The sequence below is a fragment of the Amycolatopsis sp. cmx-11-12 genome (assembly GCF_046269425.1).
Classification (GTDB): Bacteria; Actinomycetota; Actinomycetes; order Mycobacteriales; family Pseudonocardiaceae; genus Amycolatopsis.
Genome location: NZ_JADNQM010000046.1, coordinates 38019 through 55359, shown reverse-complemented (window position 1 = coordinate 55359; position 17341 = coordinate 38019). Strand labels below are relative to the sequence as shown.

At 68.4% G+C, this 17341-nt stretch carries 15 protein-coding genes; 10 read left to right on the top strand and 5 right to left on the bottom strand.

All coding sequences use genetic code 11. The features are described from left to right. Positions 1-5: 5 nt before the first annotated feature. A complete protein-coding gene (locus ACLARN_RS38935) occupies positions 6-386 on the bottom strand; it encodes a sterol carrier family protein (protein WP_409496491.1) in 381 nt (126 codons plus the stop codon). A 53-nt stretch (positions 387-439) separates the two neighbouring features. On the opposite strand from ACLARN_RS38935, the gene ACLARN_RS38930 reads away from it, so the two are divergent. The 6 genes from ACLARN_RS38930 (at position 440) to ACLARN_RS38905 (ending at position 5962) form a co-directional block, all read left to right on the top strand. Further along, positions 440-1066: a type VII secretion system-associated protein gene (locus ACLARN_RS38930; RefSeq protein ID WP_409496509.1), complete on the top strand. Its 627-nt coding sequence runs from the start codon at positions 440-442 to the stop codon at positions 1064-1066. Between the two features lie 104 nt (positions 1067-1170). Next, positions 1171-1986: a lysozyme gene (locus ACLARN_RS38925; protein ID WP_409496508.1), complete on the top strand. Its 816-nt coding sequence runs from the start codon at positions 1171-1173 to the stop codon at positions 1984-1986. A gap of 192 nt (positions 1987-2178) precedes the next feature. Further along, positions 2179-3024, top strand: a complete 846-nt coding sequence (locus ACLARN_RS38920) for a lysozyme (RefSeq protein ID WP_409496490.1) — start codon at positions 2179-2181, stop codon at positions 3022-3024. Positions 3025-3187: 163 nt separating this feature from the next. Further along, a complete protein-coding gene (locus ACLARN_RS38915; protein WP_409496489.1) occupies positions 3188-3994 on the top strand; it encodes a Twin-arginine translocation protein TatA in 807 nt (268 codons plus the stop codon). A 4-nt stretch (positions 3995-3998) separates the two neighbouring features. After that, a complete protein-coding gene (locus tag ACLARN_RS38910) occupies positions 3999-5108 on the top strand; it encodes a pentapeptide repeat-containing protein (RefSeq protein WP_409496488.1) in 1110 nt (369 codons plus the stop codon). After that, positions 5105-5962, top strand: coding sequence for a hypothetical protein (locus ACLARN_RS38905; protein ID WP_409496487.1), 858 nt, complete (start codon positions 5105-5107; stop codon positions 5960-5962). The genes ACLARN_RS38910 and ACLARN_RS38905 overlap by 4 nt, the downstream gene beginning before the upstream one ends. A gap of 194 nt (positions 5963-6156) precedes the next feature. Here ACLARN_RS38905 and purL read toward each other — a convergent pair whose 3' ends face one another. Further along, the gene (gene purL / locus ACLARN_RS38900) at positions 6157-8442 is read right to left on the bottom strand and encodes a phosphoribosylformylglycinamidine synthase subunit PurL (protein WP_409496507.1); all 2286 of its coding nucleotides are present in this window, start codon (positions 8440-8442) and stop codon (positions 6157-6159) included. 119 nt (positions 8443-8561) lie between these two features. On the opposite strand from purL, the gene ACLARN_RS38895 reads away from it, so the two are divergent. After that, complete coding sequence (locus tag ACLARN_RS38895; RefSeq protein ID WP_409496486.1) at positions 8562-10187, top strand: ABC transporter ATP-binding protein; 1626 nt, start codon at positions 8562-8564, stop codon at positions 10185-10187. Between the two features lie 111 nt (positions 10188-10298). Continuing rightward, positions 10299-12026, top strand: a complete 1728-nt coding sequence (locus tag ACLARN_RS38890; RefSeq protein ID WP_409496485.1) for an ABC transporter ATP-binding protein — start codon at positions 10299-10301, stop codon at positions 12024-12026. A gap of 247 nt (positions 12027-12273) precedes the next feature. Here ACLARN_RS38890 and purQ read toward each other — a convergent pair whose 3' ends face one another. Together purQ and purS are read right to left on the bottom strand one after the other, a co-directional pair. Beyond that, positions 12274-12963, bottom strand: coding sequence for a phosphoribosylformylglycinamidine synthase subunit PurQ (purQ, locus tag ACLARN_RS38885; protein WP_409496484.1), 690 nt, complete (start codon positions 12961-12963; stop codon positions 12274-12276). After that, entirely contained in the window at positions 12960-13199 is a 240-nt protein-coding gene (purS, locus tag ACLARN_RS38880; RefSeq protein ID WP_076156233.1) for a phosphoribosylformylglycinamidine synthase subunit PurS, read from the bottom strand. Before purS ends, purQ begins: the two co-directional genes overlap by 4 nt. 66 nt (positions 13200-13265) lie before the next feature. Here purS and ACLARN_RS38875 point away from each other — a divergent pair, with 66 nt between their 5' ends. Both ACLARN_RS38875 and ACLARN_RS38870 read left to right on the top strand, forming a co-directional pair. Then, complete coding sequence (locus ACLARN_RS38875) at positions 13266-14039, top strand: hypothetical protein (protein WP_409496483.1); 774 nt, start codon at positions 13266-13268, stop codon at positions 14037-14039. 105 nt (positions 14040-14144) lie between these two features. Beyond that, on the top strand, positions 14145-15725 hold the full coding sequence (locus tag ACLARN_RS38870; protein ID WP_409496482.1) for a GMC family oxidoreductase: 1581 nt from the start codon (positions 14145-14147) through the stop codon (positions 15723-15725). 101 nt (positions 15726-15826) lie between these two features. On the opposite strand, the gene ACLARN_RS38865 is transcribed toward ACLARN_RS38870, so the two are convergent. After that, positions 15827-17329, bottom strand: coding sequence for an aldehyde dehydrogenase family protein (locus ACLARN_RS38865; protein WP_409496481.1), 1503 nt, complete (start codon positions 17327-17329; stop codon positions 15827-15829). Positions 17330-17341: the final 12 nt, after the last annotated feature.

Here is a 17341-nt window from a genome sequence, read left to right as displayed (position 1 = left end):
AGGGTTCAGAGGCGGACCAAGGGCAGCCAGCGGGCCAGATCGGCCCTGCTCCCGGAGGCGGTGACCCGCCCCGACTCGACGGCGTCGGCCCAGCCGAGCTGCCCGGTCGCCAGTTCAAGCCACGTGCGCGGATCCGTTTCGACGACGTTCGGCGGCGTCCCGCGCGTGTGCCGCAATCCTTCGACGCACTGCACAGCCGCGAACGGCGGCACCCGCACTTCGACACTCTTCCCCGGCGCGTCCGCGGCCAATGTCCGCAGGCTCAGCCGCACCGCCGCGGCCAGGTCGGGACGGGCCGGATCCGGCCCGGATCCGCTCAACCAGGGGGAAATCGCCGTGATCGCGGCACGTAACTCAGCGGGGTCGACCGAACGCGAAGAGGCCATGGGAGAACAGTAGAGTGAGCGCGAACAAACCTTCAGGCACCCGGAACGTGGGGATGGCGATGGCGCAGCGGGACGAGGCGGATCGGTTGGCGTCGAGCCCGGCGGGCAAGCTGAAACCGGGGAAGCCGAAGATCACCGAAGAGATGCGCGCCAACGCCAAGGCCAACCCGAACAGCTGGCTGTATGTCATCGACGAGGCCTTCGATCCCGACGGCCCGGTGCCGTCCTGGGCGGTCGTCGGCGCGTACCCGGTGAACGGCGCGGGTGAGATCGTCGAGGACTTCCACCCCAACGACCGCTATCGTCCCTCGCCGAAGGCGCTCGGCTTCCCGGAGCCGCGCAACGAACTCGAGCAACTGCTCCAGCTGGTGCGCACGAACCACCGCCCGGCCGCCGACCTGCCGCGGGTCATCCTCGACTCGACGCTGTTCGTCTACGCCCTTTCCCCGGTGCAGCGCACGGTGATCGGCTTCCACAACACCGACGGCCGGGTGCTCGTGCCCGCGTACACGGCCAAGGCGCTGGTCCCGCGCGAATGGCCGCACGCCCGCGCGGTGCTGGGCCGGGACATGGTGCCGTTGCTCGCGGGGCATCCGGTGACCATCAATCCGCATGACCGGCTCACCGCGATCATCCCCTCGGAGCACCTCGACAAAGCCCTTTCGGACGAGCGTCGTTAGGGCCCGGTTAACCCACTCGGCCCAATTTATTCGGCCGGAACGCCACTCTTTCGGGTGATGTTCGAGTCGCTGATTCTCTTTCCTAGGGGGATCGTGGCGACGTGATGAGTCGCAGAGTGTGTTCAAAAGGCTGGGGGGCCGTCCTCACGGCGGGGGTTTTGCTGCTCGCGCAGACCCCCGCCGTCGCAAGTGAAAGCGGGCCCAGATACGACGGGGCAGAGGAGCACTACGCCGGTTCGCAGATCGCGTTGCACGAAGGCGTCGCGGAGGCCGTCGGGCCGCTGTACGGCGGCGAAGCGCAGACGCTCGGCCACGACGTCAGCGGCCACCAGGGCGACGTCGACTGGCACGGCGCCGCCAGGACCGGCGCCAAGTTCGTCTACGTGAAGGCGACCGAGGGCACCGGCTTCGTCAATCCGCGGTTTCCCCAGCAGTACAACGGCTCTTACGGCGTCGGCCTGATCCGCGGCTCGTACCACTTCGCCCGCCCCGACATCTCGGACGGCGCCGCGCAGGCGCACTACTTCGTCAACCACGGCGGCGGCTGGTCCGGCGACGGCAAGACGCTGCCGGGCGCGCTCGACGTCGAGTACAACCCTTACGGCGAAACCTGTTACGGCAAGACGCCGGCGCAGATGGTCGCGTGGATGGCGTCGTTCGCCGAGGCCTATCTGTGGCGGACCGGGCGGCATCCGACGATCTACACGTCGACGAGCTGGTGGAAGCGCTGCACCGGCAACAGCAACGCCTTCTGGCAGAACCCGTTGTGGCTCGCGCGCTACAACACGGAGATCGGCGAGCTGCCCGCGAGCTGGAAGACCCAGACCATCTGGCAGTTCGCGGACAAGGGCAGCCTGCCCGGCGACCAGAACTGGTTCAACGGGACGGTCGACCGGGTGCGCGCGCTGGCCGTCGGTTGAGCACTCACCCCAGTGGGCGTTACAAGATCACATAACCTGACCTAATTGGAAATGAAAATCACCCACGCGTAGTACCAATTTCACGGAAGTTAGTGACAAACCCGGCACTCGTCGTCAACAATCGTGCCCGGACGGCCACCACCTGCAAGGTTGCCGTCCTCAGCGAGGGTTATCCGTGAAGGGATTGTCGTAATGCGCACTTCCCGAAGAATCACCATCGCCGTCGGCTCCGCGCTGCTCCTGCTCGGCAGCACGGTCCAGGCGTCGGCCGCCCCGTCCCCCGAGATCATGTCGATCGAACAGGATCTCCAGCAGAACGACCACACGATCGGATCGCAGATCCGGCGCGTGGAAGGCGACACCTCCACCCCGGAATCGAAGGCCAAGGCCGCGCAGCCGCAGCCCGAGGCCGGGGTGCTCGCCACCGTCGCGGGCATGGACGTGGCCAGCTACCAGAAGAATGTCGACTGGGCCTACTGGTGGGGCCAGGGCAAGCGCTTCGTGTGGACGAAGGCCACCGAAGGCACGAGCTACAAGAACCCGTACTTCGCCCAGCAGTACAACGGTTCGTACAGTCAGGGCTTCATCCGCGGCGCGTATCACTTCGCCCTGCCGAACGTCTCGAGCGGCGCGGCGCAGGCGGACTTCTTCATCAACAACGGCGGCGGCTGGTCCCAGGACGGCAAGACCCTGCCGGGCGCGCTGGACATGGAGTACAACCCGTACGGCGCCACCTGCTACGGCCTGAGCCAGGCATCCATGGGGGCATGGATCCGGGCGTTCCATGACCGGTACAAGGCACGCACCGGCCGCTGGCCCGTCATCTACACCTCGACGAGCTGGTGGAGCACCTGCGTCGGCACGTCGCAGAACTTCGGTGGCACGGTCCCGCTGTGGATCGCGCGCTACGCGTCGACCGTGGGTGCGCTTCCGTACGGCTGGGGCTTCTACACCGTGTGGCAGTACACCTCCAGTCCGCTCGACCAGAACACCTTCAACGGCGCATACGACCGCTTGCAGGCACTGGCCAACGGCTGAGCTGCGCATTTCGTGAACAAGCGGCTCCCGGCCTCGTCGGGAGCCGCTTTCACGCGCGAGGTACCTTCCCTCTGAAACCCCTGGCACGGGCGGATCCGGAACCAGCGCCGACCGTCGGCCGTCTGATCTCCAGCCTCAGGCCCCAGTACGGAAGGCGAGACCGATGACCTACCCACCCCAGCCAGGCCAGCCCTATGGCCAAGATCCCCAGGGGCAGCAGCCCGGCGGCTATCCGCAGCAGGGTGGCTGGGACCAGACCCAGCAGTACGGTCAGCCTCAGCAGTACGGACAGCAGCAGGGCTGGGATCAGACCCAGCAGTACCAGCAGCCCCAGCAGGGTGCCTGGGATCCGAACGCGCAGCAGCAGGGCTGGGACCCGAACAACCCTGGCTACCAGCAGGGTTACGGCGGCCCGCCCGCGCCGCCGCCGAAGAGCAAGACCGGGCTGATCATCGGGATCGTGATCGGCGTGGTCGTGCTGATCGCGTTCGGTGTCACCGGTTTCGTCGCGCCGGGCTTCCTGCTCAGCAAGGACGAAGGCAACAACACGGCCGCGCCGCCGGCGTCGTCGTCCAGCAAGGCCCCGACTTCCGCGCCGAAGAGCAGCCCGAAGTCGAGCGCGCCCAAGAGCAGCCCGAGGAGCACCGAAAGCGGTGGCACGGGCTCCGAAGGCAACCCGAAAGGCGTCCAGAACCTCAAGGACTTCCTGGCCAAGGTGAGTGCCGGTGACAAGGCAGGCGCGCTGTCGCTGGTCTGCGCGGACATGAAGGCGACCATGGGCGACTCGATCGACATCATGGCGCCGGCGCCGTCGCAGCTGGAGGTCACCTCGACCGCCGGTATCGGTGACGGGTTCATCACCGGTGACATCGAGGGCACGGTCAAGGGCAAGAAGGTGAGCGGCTCGGGGATCTCCTCGGACGACAACCCGGACAAGTCCTTCTGCGTCCGCAACTTCTTCGTATTCTGAGCAGATGAAGCGGTTGCTCCGCTCTCCACTGCTCTGGACGTTCATCGTCTCGCTCGTGCTGCTGCTCGCCGTCGGCGGCTGGTTGCTGACCGATCCGGCGACCAGCCGCAGCGAGGCGTTGAAGACCGGCGGCATCGCCGGTGGCGCCATCGTCGCGCTGTACGCGTTGTGGCTCAACGACCGGCGGCGCCGGGTCGAGGAGCGACGACAGGAAACCGAACGGCAGCGGCAGGAACTCGAACTGCGGCGGGCCGACCAGGACCGGGACCGGATCTCGGACGAGCGGTTCGCGAAAGCCGTCGAGCTGCTCGGGCACGACGCCGACCAGGTGCGGGTCGGGGCCCTGCACGCGCTGGCCGGGCTGGCCCGCGGACGGGCGATCTACACGCAGACCGTGCTGGACATCCTGTGCTCGTACCTGCGGCGGCCGTACAAGCACCCACGGTACGAAGGCGAGGCGAAACGTCCGGGGAACAAGCTGCCCGAAGCCGGTGACGCGGAGCAGGAGCAGGAACTCCAGGTGCGGCAGACCGCGCAGCGGCTCATCGGAGACCTGCTTCCGGCCGCGGATTCCGAGGGCACGCCGGGATACGACCTCGACCTGACCGGTGCGGTGCTGGAGTACTTCGACCTTTCGGAACGGAAGGTCGGCAAGCTCCTGCTGCGCTACGGGGGTTTGTACAGCAGCACCAATCTGTCCGGCTGTGTGTTCCTCGGACCGGTGTACCTGACCGGCGCGGGAACGGCAGACGAGAAGAAGATCGGCTTCTTCCGGTGCAATGAAGCCAAGTTCGAGCAGCGGGCGTGGTTCAGCGGGGTGCAGTTCAGTGAGGACGCCGAGTTCCGCGGCACGGTGTTCGCGGGAGAGACGTCGTTCAAGGACAGTGTCTTCGCGAAGACAGCGGAATTCGGCGACAGCGAGTTCGGTGACTCGCTGGATCTGCGGCGCGCCCGGTTCGAAGGTTTCTGCGACCTGAGGTTCCGCAAGGCGCCGGACTCGGTGTCGCTCTACAACACGACGGTGGAACCGGCCAAGGATCACGAACTCCCGGCGGGCTGGGTCATCGAGACCTTGTCCGACGGCCGTGCCCGGCTGACGGTGAAGGACGGATGAGGCGCCTGCTCAGGTCGCCGCTGCTGTGGACGTTGCTGTCGTCGGTCGCGGTGCTGGTCGGGGTCACCGCCTGGCTGCTCGCGGATCGCGCGACGAGCCGCGGTGACGCGCTCAAGACCGGTGCCCTCGCCGGCGGGGCGATCGCCGCGCTCTACGGGCTTTGGCTCAACGACCGGCGGAGGCGGACCGAGGAGGACCGGCACGAGATCGAGCGCAGCAGGATCTCGGACGAGCGCTTCGCCAAGTCGATCGAACTGCTGGGCAACGAGGCCGACCAGGTACGCGTCGGGGCGATGCATTCGCTCGCGGGGCTCGCCAGGACACGGCCGGAGTACCGGCAGACGGTGCTCGACGTGCTGTGCGCCTACCTGCGGCGGCCGTTCGACCATCCGAAGTTCCCGAGTGATATCAAGTGGGACACGGAAAAGCGGGCGGCCGCGGAGCGGGAACGGCTGGTCCGGCGCGCGGCCGAACGGCTGATCCGCGACATCCTTCCCCACGCCGGGACCACCGGTCCGACCTTCGGGCTCAACCTCAGCGACGCGCGGATCGACAAGCTGGAACTGACGGCGAGGCGGGTCGGCTGGTTCGGCGCGGATCGCAGTGAGGTGCTGCATCACCTCGTCCTCGAGAACGCCGAACTCGCCGGGAAGTTCTCGCTCAACCACGCGACGATCCACGGCGAGCTCAGGCTCACCGGGGCGACCTTCAAACGACGGGTGCAGATGGACGGCCTGGTCATCGAAAAGCCGGTCGACTTCAGCGTGGCCACCTTCGCGGAGCCACCATTGCTGGAGGGCGCGAAGTTCGCGCCCGGCACGACTCTGCCGGTCGTGAGTGGCATGGACGGTTAGATCCGCCCTGAGTGGCGACTGGCCGGTGGCCGTGTCGCGAAAGCCACTTTCGGGACATCAGACGTCGCGAAAGTGGCTTTCGCGACACCCGGGATGGCTCTGGCGTGGCCTTCAATACAGCACCCTCGTGTGCTCACTCATGCCTTCCTGCCCCACCGCAAGTAGAGGACTACTTGCGGTGGCTCACGACATCTTTAGTCGAACAGCGCGGGGAGCGTGCGCTCCCAAGGCTCCCGAAGCTCGTCCAGGGTGAACTCGGTGATGTCCTGGAGTTCGAGCGAGCCCGATTCCGGGTCCACCACCCCGGTCTTGCGCCACGGCAGGCCGCGCGCGGTGAGCATCTCGGTGAACCGCAGTTCCTCGGTGCGCGGCACGGCGACCAGCACCCGGCCCGCGGATTCGGAGAACAGCTGCACGAACGGGTCCTGCTCCGCGTCGAGGAAGACGCGGGCACCGCACTGTCCGATGAGGACGGTCTCGACGAGGGTCTGGATCAGGCCGCCGTCGGAGATGTCGTGCGCGGCGGAGATCATGCCGTCGCGGGAACCGGCGATGAGGATGTCGGCGAGCAGCTTCTCGCGCGCCAGATCCACGCGAGGCGGACGGCCGCCGAGGTGGCCGTGCAGTTCGCGCGCCCAGGCGGAGCCGTCCAGCTCGTCGTGGGTCTCACCCAGCAGCAGCAGGGTTTCCCCGGCCTCCGCGCCGATGCCGGTCGGGATGCGGCGGGTGACGTCGTCGATCACGCCGAGCACGCCGACCACCGGGGTCGGCAGGATGGCGACGTCACCGGTCTGGTTGAAGAAGCTGACGTTGCCGCCGGTGACCGGGATGCCGAGTTCGACGCAGCCGTCGGCGATACCGTGCACGGCCTGCTCGAACTGCCACATCACGCCAGGGTCGGTCGGTGCGCCGAAGTTCAGGCAGTCCGACACCGCGACCGGCTTCGCGCCACTGGTGGCGACGTTGCGGTACGCCTCGGCCAGCGCGAGCTTCGCGCCCTCGTACGGGTCGAGGAAGACGAACTTGCTGTTGCAGTCGGTCGAAACGGCGACGCCGCGGCCGGTCGACTCGTCGATCCGGATGACGCCGGAGTCCGACGGCTGCGCGAGCACGGTGTTGCCGCGCACGTAGCGGTCGTACTGGGAGGTCACCCATTCCTTCGACGCCTGGTTCGGCGACGCGATCAGCTTGAGGATGTCGGCGCGTAGTTCGTCCGAAGTGGACGGACGCGGCAGCTTCGCGGAGGTGTCGGCCTGCAAGGCGTCCTGTGTGGACGGACGCTGGATCGGGCGGTCGTACACCGGGCCCTGGTGCGCCACGGTGTGCGCCGGGACGTCGACGACGACCTCGTCATTCCAGGTGATGACCAGGTGCTCGCCGTCGGTGACCTCGCCGATGTCGGTGGCGATGACGTCCCACTTCTCGCAGACCTTCATGAACGCCTCGACGTTCTCCGGCGAGACGACCGCGCACATGCGCTCCTGCGACTCGCTGGACAGCACCTCCGCCGGGGTCATCCCGGTGGCGCGCAAGGGAACCCGGTCGAGGTAGATGTGCATACCGCCGTCACCGGCGGCCGCCAGCTCCGACGTCGCGCAGGAAAGCCCGGCGCCGCCGAGGTCCTGGATGCCGACGACGAGCTTCTGGGCGAACAGTTCGAGACAGCACTCGATGAGCACCTTCTCGGTGAAGGGGTCGCCGACCTGGACGCTCGGCAGCTTCTTGCGGCCACCCGAGGATTCGTCGCCGGAGAAGGTGTCACTCGCGAGCACGGAGACGCCGCCGATGCCGTCGAGACCGGTGCGCGCGCCGAACAGGATGATCTTGTTGCCCTGGCCGGAGGCGAACGCCAGGTGCAGGTCCTCGACGCGCATCGCGCCGACGCACAGCGCGTTGACCAGCGGGTTACCGGCGTAGCTCTGGTCGAACACCAGCTCGCCGCCGATGTTCGGCAGGCCGAGACAGTTGCCGTAGCCGCCGACTCCGGCGACCACGCCGGGCAGCACGCGGCGGGTGTCGGGCGCGTCGGCCGGGCCGAATCGCAGCGCGTCGGCCACGGCCAGCGGGCGCGCGCCCATCGCCATGATGTCGCGCACGATGCCGCCGACGCCGGTCGCGGCGCCCTGGTACGGCTCCACATAGGACGGGTGGTTGTGGCTCTCGACCTTGAAGGTGACCGCCCAGCCCTCGCCGATGTCGACGACGCCGGCGTTCTCGCCGATACCGGCGAGCATCTTCTCCTTCATCTCGGGCGTGGCGGTCTCACCGAAGTAGCGCAGGTGCTTCTTCGAGGACTTGTACGAGCAGTGCTCGCTCCACATCACCGAGTACATCGCCAGTTCGGCGTCGGTCGGACGGCGGCCGAGGATCTCCCGGATCCGGGCGTACTCGTCGTCGGCGAGGCCGAGCTCGACGTACGGCTGGGTCTGCTCGGGGGTCGACTCGGCGCGTGCGGTGGTGTCGACGTCGGTGCTGGTCACGGTGTCCACATCAGGGTTCGCCACGGCCTTGAGAATAGGCGAACCACATGTTCACCTCTCGGTCGCCCACGGATAAATCGGTCGCGCCGACGACGGTGATCCGCTTACCGTCGACAATCGTGCTTTCCGCCACATATCCCCTTCCGCGACTGAGGCTGCCAGCCAAGCCGACCGCCTGGCGCTATCTGGTCGCGATGATGCTCGCGCGTCCGGGACTGCTCGCCGTCTCGGCGATCAGCGGTGCGCTCTGGTCGCTGCCGATCGCGTTGCTGCCGGTCGCGATCGGCCGCGGCATCGACGCGATCGGACGCGGTGACGGCGACTCGGTCTGGCTGTGGGCTCTCTCGGCGGCCGGGCTCGGGATCGCGCAGACGCTGGCGGGCACGGTGCAACACTTCGCGTCCTACGGCTGCTGGATCCACGGCGCCGGGGTCACGCAGCGCCTGGCCACCGAGCACGCCGCGAAACTGGGCGCGAACCTCCGGGACACGACCACCACCGGTGACGTGGTCGCCATCACCACCAGCGACATCAACCCGATCGGGGACTCCTTCGAGGTACTCGGCCGGGCCTTCGGTTCGTTGATCGCGTTCATCGTGTGCGCGACGGCGCTGCTGACGACGTCTCCGCTGCTTGGCGTGGTCGCGCTGGTCGGCGTGCCGCTGGCGGTGGTGGGCATCGGCCCGCTGCTGAAGCCGCTGGAGAAGCGCCAGACGAAGCAGCGTGAGGAGAAGACCGACGTCAACGCGCTGGCCGCGGACATCGTCTCCGGCCTGCGGATCCTTCGCGGTGTCGGCGGCGAGAAGCAGTTCCTCGACCGCTTCCGCCGTTCCAGCCAGCGAGTGCGGGCGGCCGGTGTCCAGGTCGGGCGCAGCGAAGCGTGGCTTTCGGCGGCGGAGGTCGCGCTGCCGGGCCTGGTCACGGTGGTCATCACCTGGCTGGGCGCGCAACTGGCGCTCAACGGCACCATCGGCGTCGGCGAGCTGATCACGTTCTACGGCGTCTCGGTGTTCCTGGTGATTCCGGTGACGACGGCGACCGAGTTCGCGGGTGTGCTGAGCGCCGCGCTGGTTTCGGCGCGGAAGGTGTGCAAACTGCTGTCCACCGAACGCACGCTCGCCGAACCGGAGACCCCGCTGCCGCTACCGGAAGGCCCGCTGGACCTGTACGACGAGACGTCCGGGATCAAGGCCGAGGCCGGGAAGCTGACCGTGATCGACGTCGGGGCCGATGCCGAAGCGGTGGCTTCGCGGATGGCGCGGTTCACCGATCCGAGTGAACCTGCCCTCGTCGGCGGGGTCCCGGTGGACCAGGTCACCCTCGGCGAACTGCGGCGGCGGGTGGTCTACGCGCACAACCAGGACATCTGGTTCTCCGGGGTGCTGCGCGAGCAGGTCGCCCCCGCCGAGCCTGGCGACGTCGAGATCACCGAAGCGCTGTACGCGGCGGACGCCGAGGACATCGTGGAGGCGCTGCCCAACGGCGTCGACGAGGTGATCGGCGAACGCGGACGTGAGGTTTCCGGCGGTCAACGGCAGCGGCTGAACCTGGCCCGCGCCCTGGCGACCGACGCCGACGTCCTGCTGCTCGACGAGCCGACTTCGGCCGTCGACGCGCATACCGAAGCTCGCATAACCGAACGCGTCGCGAAGCTGCGGCGCGGCAAGACCACCGTCGTGTTCAGCCAGAGTCCACTGTGGACACATGTGGCCGATGTGGTCGTGAGTACGAAAGTGGTGGCCTGAAGACGGAGTTGCCGCGCCCGCCTTTGGCCGAAGGCCTCGCGAATCCGTTGGCGGGCCGAAGGCCCTCCGGCGGGTTCGCGACGACCACCTCGGGGGTAAGGAAATGACAGCATGAAGAAGCTGCCGCTGGCAGACAAACAAGACGTCCGACGATGGATCAGAGAGACCGCGCGGGACAACAAACGCGAGTTCTTCGTGATGCTCGGCCTGTTCTGCGTCGCGACCGCGATCGGGCTTGCCGGGCCGCGACTGCTGGGCGCGCTGGTGGACGAGGTCGCCGGAGGCACGACCACCACCACGATCACCTGGCTCGCGATCGCGTTCGTGGTCGTGCTGGGCGCGCAGGCGTGGTTCAAGGGACTGGCGCGGCTGCGCGCGCGGGTGTTCGGCGAGCGGATCCTGGCGCACAACCGCGAGGAGTTCGTCGGCAACGCGCTGGACCTGCCGCTCGGCACGGTCGAGGCCGCGGGCACCGGTGACCTGCTCAGCCGCGCGACCACCGACGTCAGCCGCATCGACCACGCGGTGCGGCACGGCGCGCCCGAGATCCTGATCGCCGCGGTCACCGTGGTGTTCACCGTGGTGGCGATGGTGATCACGTCGCCGTTCCTGGCGCTCGGCCTGCTGGTCGCGCTGCCGCTGCTGGTGCCGGTGAACATCTGGTATCAGCGACGGGTGCCGGACGTGATGCGGCGGATGCTGGACCGGTGGTCCGAACTCCAGTCGGCCACGCACGAGACCGCGGAGGGCGCGCGGACCGCCGAGGCGCTGAACCTGACCGGCCGCCGCGTGCGCGCCGGGCACGACGGCCTCGACGAGGCGATGCTGGGCGAACGCAAGATCCGGGCGTTGCAGATGTGGTGGATCCCGTCGCTGGAGATCAGCTACGTGCTGCCGGTGCCGGTGATGCTCGGGCTGGGCCTGCTCGCCTACTCGAACGGCTGGGAAGGGCTCGGCACGATCACCGCGATGCTGCTGTACTCGCAGGTCATGACCGGTCCGCTGAACGAGGCGCTGTTCTGGCTCGCGGACATGCAGGTCGCCGGGGCGTCGCTGCGACGGCTGCTGGGCGTGCGCCCGGCAGCCTCCACGGCTGTGGTTTCCGAGGCTCCGCGCGGGCAGGACATCGAGGTCAGCGACGTGCGCTTCGGCTACAACGCGGACCGCGAAGTGTTGCACGGGATCGACTTGCGAGTGCCGCGCGGCGAGCGGCTGGCGATCGTCGGGCCGTCGGGCGCGGGCAAGTCGACCCTTGGCAGGCTGCTGGCCGGGATGTCGGCGCCGACCTCGGGCTCGGTGCGGATCGGCGGGGCCGAGGTGTCGTCGCTGCCGGACGACGTCCTGCGCGGTGAGGTCCTGCTGCTGACCCAGGAACACCACGTGTTCGCGGGAACGCTGCGGGACAACCTGACGCTTCCCGCCGGGGACTGGTCCGACGACCGGCTGCTGGCCGCGCTGGCCTCGGTCGGCGCTTCGGAGTGGGTGGCCGGGCTGCCGGACGGGCTCGACACGAAGGTCGGCGCGGGCGCTGTCGCCGTCCCGGCGGCGATGGCGCAGCAGCTGGCGCTGGCCCGAGTGGTGCTGGCCGACCCGCACACGCTGGTGCTGGACGAGGCGACGTCACTGCTGGACACGGGTTCGGCGCGGGATCTGGAGCGGTCTTTGAGCGCGGTGCTCGAGGGGCGCACGGTGATCGCGATCGCGCACCGGCTGCACACCGCGGCCGCGGCGGACCGGGTCGCCGTCATCGAGGGTGGCCGGGTGACCGAACTGGGCTCGCACGCGGAGCTTCTTGCGGCGGGTGGGCCTTATGCGGCTCTGGTGGCCGCGGCGTCCTGAAGTGTTATGAACGGTCCGTTCATAACAGGATTTGTTATGAACGGACCGTTCATAACACGCGCGTAGGCGGAAACGCGTCTCCCCAAGGGCGCCCCGCGCCCGACGGAGACTTCACCCGTCGCGCGCCCTCTTTCGGGCCGAAGGCCCACGTGAACACGATGAAGGGGCGCCTCCGCACTCAACGTGAGTCGAGTACGAAACGGCGCCCCTTCGGCGTGTTCGCGTCAGCGCGCGATCAAAATTACAGTCAGCGCGCGGCCAATGACACAGACAGGGCGTCCACGGCGCTGTAGAACATGCCGAGACCGTCGTCGGAAGGCCCGGTGAGGGCGTCGATGGCGTGCTCCGGATGCGGCATGAGCCCGACCACGCGGCCGTTCTCGCTGCGGATGCCGGCGATGTCGTTGCGCGAGCCGTTCGGGTTGCCGCCGACGTAGCGGAACACCACGCGGCCCTCACCCTCCAGCTCGTCGAGGGTGGCCTGCTCGGCGACGAAGCAGCCGTCGATGTTCTTCATCGGGATGAGGATCTCGGCGTCTTTTTCGTACCGGGTGGTCCACGCGGTGTCGTTGTTCTCGACGCGCAGCCACTGGTCACGGCAGATGAAGTGCAGGCCCGCGTTGCGGATCATCGCGCCCGGCAGCAGCCCGGCCTCGCACAGGATCTGGAAGCCGTTGCAGATGCCCAGCACCGGCATGCCCTTGTGGGCGGCCTCGATCACCGACGACATCACCGGCGCGAACCGGGCGATGACGCCGGCGCGCAGGTAGTCGCCGTAGGAGAAGCCACCAGGGACGACGACGGCGTCGACGCCCTTGAGGTCCTCGTCGGCGTGCCACAGCGGCACGGCTTCGGCGTCGGCGTAGCGGGCCGCGCGGGCCGCGTCACCGTCGTCGAGCGTGCCGGGGAAGGTGATGACCCCGATCCGGGCGCTCACGCGTCGACCCGCTTGATGGTCCACTGCTCGATCACCGGGTTCGCGAGGAAGCCCTCGGCGATCTTCTCGAGCGTCGCATCGTCGACGGAGTCGTCGACCTCGATCTCGAAGTGCTTGCCCTGACGGATCTCACCGATCCCGGTGAAGCCGAGACGACCGGCGGCGCCGAGCGCGGCCTGCCCCTGCGGGTCGAGGATTTCGGGCTTGGGCATGACGTCGACAACGACTCGGGCCACGGCAGGCTGCTCCTTATTCACGCAGGTCGTGGGTACCGCCCGAGCCTACTTCACTACGGTTGACGCATGACCTACGGGCAGTACGCGCCGCCGAGGAAGCCGAAGACCTGGCTCTGGATCATGCTGACGCTGGTCTTCGTCCTGATCGCGGGCAGTGTCGCGTTCACCGGCTTCGTGACGCCAGGGTTCTTCAAGACGAAACCCGACACGGCCTCCCGCGCGACGCCGGAGCAGCTGAGCCAGTCTTTCGTGAACGGCGTCGGCGGGGGGCGCGTCAGTCAGCTCTGGTGCCCGATCCGCTCGAAGCGGTCCTACACCTTCGAACAGATGATGGCGGTCTCCGAAGGCGCACAGCTGAGCACGCCCGCGCACCAGCGTGCGGCGCAGGAGTACTCGGCCGCGTTCACCACCGGGGGCCAGACCGTCGGGATCGCGATGATCCCCGGCGAGGGCGGCTGGTGCGTGCGCGACGCCAAGGTCGGCGGCGAGCCCGAGCCGCTGCCGGGCATCGACACGAAGCCCGCGCCCCGGCCCGCCGTGAAGACCGGCGAGGAGGCTGGGACCAAGTTCGTCGACGCGGTCAACGCGCGCGACATCCCGGCGGCGTTGTCCGTGCTCTGCGAGAAAGTGCCGGACACGACGCGCGACGGCGTGCAGCAGATCATCCACGACGAGGCGAGGTACACCGTCGAGAAGGCCGACGTGCTGACCACCGCTGAGCAGACGATCCTGCATCTCTCCGGTCTCGTGGACGGTGTGCAGAACCCGGGGCGGGTCGAGACCGAGGACGACGCCGAAGGCGGCCCCTGCGTGACCTCTTTTTCACCCGACTCCGACTGAGCTCGCCCCGGTCCTTCGACTGGGGGATGCTCGGAGCGCGGCGCTGGGCCAAGATGGGCCCATTGGCGGAGCGTCAACACCGGGTGAGCAGCAGCAGGAGGCACCGTGGCCGATCAGGACTCCTTCGACTACGTCATCGTCGGCGCGGGCAGCGCGGGATGCGTACTGGCGAACCGGCTGAGCGAGGATCCGTCAGCGCGGGTCCTCCTGCTCGAAGCGGGCGGTGAGGACGACGCCGACGAGATCCACATCCCGGCCGCGTTCCCGGGGCTGTTCAAGACGAAGTTCGACTGGAACTACGAGACTGTCGAGCAGAAGCACACCGGCAAGACCCTGTACTGGCCGCGCGGGAAGACGCTCGGCGGGTGCTCTTCGATCAACGCGATGATCTACATCCGCGGCAACCGCGCGGACTACGACGGCTGGCGCGACGGGCACGGCGCCGAGGGCTGGGGCTTCGACGAAGTCCTGCCGTACTTCAAACGGGCGGAAGGAAACCAGCGGCTCGGCGGGCCGCTGCACGGCACCGACGGGCCACTGAACGTCGAGGACCGTCGCTTCACCCACGAACTTTCCCAGGCCTGGGTCGATTCCGCGGTTGCCTGGGGCCTCAAGCGCACCGATGACTTCAACGGCGAGTCGCAGGAAGGCGCCGGCGTCTACCAGGTGACGTGCAAGAAAGGCCGCCGCTGGTCGACAGCCGACGCGTACCTGCGGCCCGCGCTGACCCGCCCGAACCTCACCGTGCGGACGAACGCGCAGGCGACGCGCGTCGTCTTCGAAGGCACTCGCGCGGTCGGTGTGTCCTATTTGGACAAAGGTGTCGAGACGACGGTGCGCGCGTCCACCGAGGTCCTGCTCAGCGGTGGCGCGGTGAACTCACCGCAGTTGCTGATGCTTTCCGGTGTCGGCCCGGCGGAACACCTGCGAGAGCACGGGATCGACGTCGTGGCCGGTCTTCCCGGCGTCGGCGACAACCTGCACGATCACCCCGCCTGCGGGATCATCTGGTCGACCCGCGGCTCCACCGATCTGGTGGACGCCGCGACGCCGGGCGGTCTGGTGCGCTACCAGCTCACCAAACGCGGCCCGCTGGCCTCGAACATCGGTGAGACGGGCGCGTTCTTCCCCGCCGCGGACGGTGTTTCGCCGCCGGACATGCAGATCCACGTCGCGCCGACGTTGTTCTACGACAACGGGATGCGCGAACCGACGGTGCCGGGCTTCACGTCGGCGGCGACGCTCGTGGATGTCGCGAGCCGGGGCCGTCTGCGACTGAAGTCGGGGAATCCCTTGTGGAAGCCCGAAATCGACCCGGCCTACTACGCCGAGTCCGTGGACATGGAGAAGATGCTGGCGGGTCTGCGTGCCCTGGTCGAGATCGGGAAGTCCGGTCCGCTGGCGCGCTACCTGGACAAGCCGTTCCTGCCGGAGCGGCAGGACCTGACCGACACCGAACTGGCCGACTACGTGCGCGAGAAGACGCAGACGCTGTACCACCCCGTGGGGACCTGCTCGATGGGGACAGGCGAGAACGCCGTCGTCGACCCGTCGCTGAAGGTGCGCGGAGTGGAGGGGCTGCGGGTGGTGGACGCGTCGGTGATGCCGGTGGTGCCGCGCGGGAACACGAACGCGCCGACGATCATGGTCGCGGAGAAGGCCGCGGACCTCATCCGGGGTGCGTGACCGGTCCTTTCACGCTCCCGGCCGTGTTATGAACGGACCGTTCATAACAGAATTTGTTATGAACGGTCCGTTCATAACACGTGGGGGTTGACGGGGGTGGTTCAGCGTTTTCCGTGCAGGACGGTGATCAGTTTCGCCACCAGGGCGTCGGTCTTTTCCTTGCGGGAGAACGAGGTCAGCACGATCGGCGCGGTGAATCGCTGGCGCGCGACGGCCTTCGGCCGGGCGAACTCGCGCAGGCCTTCCGGGCCGTGGATCCGGCCGAAGCCTGAGTCGCCGACGCCGCCGAAGGGCAGCGAAGCGATACCGGCGAAGGAGAGCGGCGCGTTGATCGACGTCATGCCGGTGCGCAGGCGGGCGGCGAGTTCCAGGCCGCGCGACTTCGAGAATACCGTGGAGCCGAGGCCGTACTTGGTGTCGTTGGCCTTGTCGACGGCCTCGTCCATGTCGCGGACCTTGGCGATGGTGACGGTCGGGCCGAACGTCTCCTCCTTGACCGCCGAGGAGTCCTCCGGCACGTCGACGAGCACCGTCGGCTGCACATAGCGGTCGCCGACCGCGTCGACGCCGCCGACCAACGCCTTGCCGCCGCGTTCGAGGGCGTCCGCGATATGCCGCTTGATCACCGCGAGCTGCGAAGGCATCGTCACCGGGCCGTACTGGGCCTCAGCGTCCGAACCGGCCCGCACGTCCTTCGCCTTCTCTACGACCTTCGCGACGAACTCGTCGTGCACGCGCTCGTGGACGTACACGCGCTCGACGCCGATGCAGGTCTGGCCCGAGTTGGAGAACGCTCCCCACACGGTCGCGTCGGCGGCGGCCTCGAGGTCGGCGTCCGCGTCGACCAGGACCGCGTCCTTGCCGCCCGCCTCGATGATCACCGGCGTCAGCGTTTCGGCGGCCGCGGCCATGATCTTCTTGCCCGTTCCGGTCGATCCGGTGAAGGCGATCTTGTCGACGTTCGCGCCGACGAGTGATGCGCCGGTCTCACCGAAGCCGGTGATCAGCTGGAGCACCGGCCACTCCGGGACGACCTCGTTGAAGGCGTCGACCAGCCATTTCCCGACGCCCGGCGTGTACTCGCTCGGCTTGAAGACGACGGTGTTGCCCGCGGCGAGGGCGTAGGCGATGGAGCCGAGCGGGGTGAACACGGGGTAGTTCCATGGCCCGATCACGCCGACGACGCCGAGCGGCTGGTACTCGACCGTTGCCGCCTGGTTCGACATCATCAGCCCGGCCGCGCGACGCTGCTTGCCGAGGATCTTGCGCGCGTTCTTGCCCGCCCACGCGATGTGCTCGATGGCGAGGACGCTCTCGAGCTGCGCGTCGGCGATCGGCTTGCCGGTCTCGTCGCGCACCACCTGGCACAGCTGCGGCAGCCGCCGGGTGATGACGCCCTTCCAGCGGCGCAGACGCTCCGCGCGACCGTCGAAGCCGAGCGCGGCCCACCATTCGGCGGCGTCCCTCGCGCGGGCGACAGCGGCGCGGACGTCCTCCCTGCTGTGCACCGGGTAGGTACCGACTACCTCGTCGGTCGCCGGGCTGAGGGAATCGAAGGTCTCCCCCACGCTGTGCGCGGTCGGCTTCGGCTGGACTGCGGTCATCGACTTCTCCCG